Origin of the sequence: Chromohalobacter sp. HP20-39, from assembly GCF_033052815.1 — a bacterium.
GTDB lineage: Bacteria > Pseudomonadota > Gammaproteobacteria > Pseudomonadales > Halomonadaceae > Chromohalobacter.
The window spans coordinates 1-1,223 of sequence record NZ_JAWHTP010000025.1 but is presented as its reverse complement, the minus strand read 5'-3'; the positions used below and the strand labels follow the sequence as shown (position 1 = coordinate 1,223).

General features: G+C 59.6%; 3 protein-coding genes. 2 read left to right on the top strand and 1 reads right to left on the bottom strand.

Going from position 1 to position 1,223, the window contains the following annotated elements; translation table 11 throughout:
• The coding region (locus RVY79_RS16615) for a hypothetical protein (RefSeq protein ID WP_317465581.1) at positions 1 to 257 on the top strand (257 nt) is incomplete at its 5' end.
• A gap of 199 nt (positions 258 to 456) precedes the next feature.
• Complete coding sequence (locus RVY79_RS16610; protein ID WP_137884599.1) at positions 457 to 927, top strand: hypothetical protein; 471 nt, start codon at positions 457 to 459, stop codon at positions 925 to 927.
• On the opposite strand, the gene RVY79_RS16605 is transcribed toward RVY79_RS16610, so the two are convergent.
• The coding region (locus tag RVY79_RS16605; protein ID WP_317465580.1) for a hypothetical protein at positions 924 to 1,223 on the bottom strand (300 nt) is incomplete at its 5' end. The two genes, RVY79_RS16610 and RVY79_RS16605, sit on opposite strands and share 4 nt — an antisense overlap.

Sequence of the window (1,223 nt, the reverse complement as noted above, 5' to 3'; positions counted from 1 at the left end):
CGAATCCGCTGGCGAATCTTGATTTCGCCAAGGCGGCCGGCGGCGCAGAACTGAACATGCTCTACCTCGCCGAGGTTGCGCACCTGAAATACGTGGCAGCCATCGACGGCGATCCGGTGCCGACCCCAGCAAGCGAGGCGCAACTGCGCGCGTTGTACCAGCGCCTGGGTGATGAGGGCAACGAAGCCGCCCAGCGCGGTGTGGCTGACAACTTCGTGCGCCAGGCAGCGCCGGAGACAGAGCTAAAAAACTCCTGACGGACGAAGCTGCAAATGAATGTTTGTGGCTCGTCCATCATGGAATCCCTGCGTCGGTGGCATGTGGGGTGTCTGAGCGGGAGCTGGCTGATTGGGTATCTGCCTCTGATGCCAGACGACATTGGATGGCTATCAAATTCAGCGAATTTGAGGGTGCCGAGTTCGATCTGGACGCCATGCAGTTCAAGGAGCGCGAGAGATGAAGGATTTCGGAAGCCTTGCGGAATTCGGCGCTCATCTCCTGCTGGCTGAGGTTGCCGCACACAAAGCGCTAGAGAAGGGGCTCGACAAGGCGGCTGCGCACATCGAGCGCGCCGCCAAGGGCAAGATCGGCGAATACCAGGATGCCAACGGCATGCACGAAGCATGGCCGGAATTGGCCGACAGCACCAAGGAAGACCGCGTGCGCAAGGGCTTCACTGAGAACGACCCGCTGTTGCGCACTGGCGAGCTACGCGATTCCCTCAGCCATGAGACGCACGGCCTGGAAGCCGCGATCGGGTCCACTTCGGACATTGCCGTCTACCAGGAACTGGGGACTGACAAGATCCCGCCGCGCCCGTTCTTGGGCGCTGCGGCATACGAGAGCGTGGACGAGGTGAAAAAACTGGTCGGCGGCGCGGTGATTACCGGGATCGTCGGGGGAAATTCGCTGGACTACAAGGTCTAGAAGAGGCTGCTGAGTACGAGGTAAAGCACAAAGGCTCCCGCAGCCATCGCTATGGTTCCAGCGCCAAGAAGGAACAGGCCGAACATTCCGACGATGATCCGCTCAGGAAGGGACAGCAGCGCGGACTTTTTATGGCGCGTTGGGATTTGCCTGATGTTTGGGTATTGGACCCAGGAAACACGGTCGGCCAGCCATTCTTGAGCACGAACGAGAAATTTCATGACCGTTGACGCCTTCAAAATTGCAGTCAGCATCTCGCTGGTCGAGAACGTGACGCGTGGACTGGCTTCGCTGTC